Annotated in this window: 4 protein-coding genes; 2 read left to right on the top strand and 2 right to left on the bottom strand. The window is 45.2% G+C overall.

Annotated elements, in window-relative coordinates; genetic code table 11:
- Positions 1 to 196: 196 nt before the first annotated feature.
- Positions 197 to 1648, top strand: coding sequence for an Asp-tRNA(Asn)/Glu-tRNA(Gln) amidotransferase subunit GatA (gene gatA, locus IM322_RS09045; RefSeq protein ID WP_287675595.1), 1452 nt, complete (start codon positions 197 to 199; stop codon positions 1646 to 1648).
- 87 nt (positions 1649 to 1735) lie between these two features.
- Here the strand turns inward: gatA and vapC are convergent, their stop codons facing one another.
- Positions 1736 to 2134: a type II toxin-antitoxin system VapC family toxin gene (gene vapC / locus IM322_RS09050; protein ID WP_287078219.1), complete on the bottom strand. Its 399-nt coding sequence runs from the start codon at positions 2132 to 2134 to the stop codon at positions 1736 to 1738.
- Positions 2121 to 2333 (bottom strand): type II toxin-antitoxin system VapB family antitoxin, encoded by a 213-nt coding sequence (locus IM322_RS09055; protein ID WP_286826087.1) that lies wholly within the window; start codon positions 2331 to 2333, stop codon positions 2121 to 2123. The genes vapC and IM322_RS09055 overlap by 14 nt, the downstream gene beginning before the upstream one ends.
- 234 nt (positions 2334 to 2567) lie before the next feature.
- Between IM322_RS09055 and IM322_RS09060 the strand changes: the two genes are divergently transcribed.
- On the top strand, positions 2568 to 2662 hold a 95-nt coding region (locus tag IM322_RS09060; protein WP_185240746.1), incomplete at its 3' end, for a helix-turn-helix domain-containing protein.

A 2662-nucleotide genomic window follows, 5' to 3' on the forward strand; every position in this document is an offset into this window, starting at 1 on the left:
CGAATAGCATCGTCTATGGCTTGATACTGTTGAGTTTTAGCTTTAACTTTAAACTCTAAGACAAACATTTTACGCAGGGGGTACTTAGATAAAATCAGTATAGCACAATAAAAGTTAAGTTAACAAGCTATAGTTTAAAAATCCGTCCTAAAAGGACGGGGCTTTAACCCAAAATTTCGGTAACCGGTAACTGAACATGACTTCGATTCGTCAACTGCATCAACAACTCGTTAATAAAGAAAAAACAGCCGTCGAAATCGCTACAGAATTTCTCGCTCGTATTGAAGCGATCGAACCACAAGTAAAAAGCTTTCTCCATTTAACCCCAGATTTAGCCCTAGCGCAAGCCCAAAAAGTGGACGAGAAAATCGCCAGGGGTGAGTCTCTGCATCTGTTGGCCGGTATTCCCATCGCATTAAAAGATAATCTCTGCACCAAGGGTATCCCCACCACCTGCGCTTCCCGGATTTTAGAGAATTTTGTCCCCCCCTACGAGTCCACCGTTACCCAAAAATTACGGGATTTAGGGGCAGTTATCGTCGGTAAAACCAATTTAGACGAGTTTGCCATGGGTAGTTCCACGGAAAACTCCGGTTATCACGTTACCGCTAATCCTTGGGACTTATCCCGGGTGCCGGGGGGGTCTTCGGGGGGTTCGGCTGCGGCTGTGGCCGCTCAAGAATGCGTGATTGCCCTAGGATCGGATACGGGGGGATCAATTCGTCAACCGGCTTCATTTTGTGGCGTTGTCGGGCTAAAACCGACCTATGGCTTGGTTTCTCGCTTTGGTTTGGTGGCTTACGCTTCTTCTCTCGATCAGATCGGTCCCTTTGGTCGTACAGTAGAAGATGCGGCGATTTTATTACAAGCGATCGCAGGTTACGATCCCCAAGATTCCACCAGTCTCAATCTGCCGATTCCCGACTATAGCCAATTCCTCAAAACCAGTTTAAAAGGGCTAAAAATTGGCGTAATTAAGGAAACTTTCGGGGAAGGTTTGGATCAGGTGGTGGCAGAGGCAGTTAATCGAGCTTTAGAGCAGTTAAAGGCCCTCGGTGCCACAATTAAAGAGATTTCCTGTCCCCGTTTCCGTTACGGATTGCCCACCTACTACATTATCGCCCCCTCGGAAGCATCGGCGAATTTAGCCCGTTACGATGGGGTTAAATACGGTATTCGGGAAGATGCCGATAGTTTAATTGATATGTACACCAAGACTCGCGCTCAGGGTTTTGGTGCGGAAGTCAAGCGCCGGATTATGTTGGGAACCTATACCCTCTCGGCGGGTTATTATGATGCTTATTACCTAAAAGCGCAAAAGGTGAGGACTTTGATCAAAGAGGATTTCGATCGAGCTTTTCAATCGGTAGATGTGTTAGTTTCTCCCACTTCACCGACCACAGCCTTTAAAGCGGGGGAAAAAACCGCGGAGCCTCTGAGTATGTATTTATCAGATTTAATGACTATTCCCGTCAATTTAGCCGGTTTACCCGGGTTAAGTCTTCCCTGCGGTTTTGATGGGCAAGGTTTGCCGATCGGTTTACAATTAGTCGGTAATGTGTTGCGCGAAGATCAATTATTTCACGTCGCCCACGCCTACGAACAATCCACCGATTGGCACAAACGTCAACCATCTTTTACAAATTGATACAATTGCTGGTGGCTATCTTTTGCCGATAGCCATCAAGTAAAAATCGGCAACCCCACAAATACCCTTCAAGTACAATTAGAGGGTTCAAGGTTGAAAACGAAGGTGTGGCAGCGATCGCACTTGAGCAATCGTTTCAAAGTCTCGATCATTATGAATCAACAGTAAATTATTATCTAAAACGACTTGGGCAATACAGCAATCAATCGGACTCCGAACTGTTAGTCCCTGACGGCGCAGATCGTAGAAGATTCGCGCGGCTGCTTGCCAAGAATTATTCGCCAATTCAACGTAATCCTGAAGTTCGAGGTAGGTAGAGAGCAAAGTCCACTCTTTTTCATTCAAACTTCCCTGAAGCAGTTCAAGCTGAGTGAATCGTGTCAGGAAAACGTCACGACCGTTAATCAGTATTTCGAGTTTTTGTCGGCCTTGACCTGTGCGATCACGGAAGATACTGATCCAAACTGATGTATCAATCAGCAGCATGACGAGTCTCACGCAGAGCTTTATAGTCGAAATCTGGGGCAAATTGAATTTTTCCAGCAAGATCAAGAAGGTTTTTTTTGCGGCGCGATCGCACTAGCTCCTCTAGAGCTAAGTTAATCACCTCCTCTTGATTAGCAAGGTTGGTCAATTGAAAAGCTTCATTGAGAAGGGAGTCATCAAGATTGAGAGTAATTTGCATGAGTTGACTAAAGGTAAATGTCTTGAGGGTAAAGCAATGTTGACATCCTCGCCGCCGTAAAACGGACGGCGACAGAGATCGAACAGGTTAGACAAGCAACTCAAGGGGAATAGGAAAAGTTCAAGGTGATCCTATTTTAATCATCGAAAATTTGGGTCTGAAACCCCGTCGTTCTAGGTTGGCTTTACTGTTAAATATTAACACATTTACGAAATATATGCTAAAATGTGAGACATGGAAAAAGCCTATTCGTTTCGATTTTACCCCACACCCGAACAAGAGTCGCTATTGCGGCGCACTTTGGGCTGTGTAAGATTAGTTTACAATAA

Source organism: Microcystis sp. M109S1, assembly GCF_020247025.1.
Taxonomy (GTDB): domain Bacteria; phylum Cyanobacteriota; class Cyanobacteriia; order Cyanobacteriales; family Microcystaceae; genus Microcystis.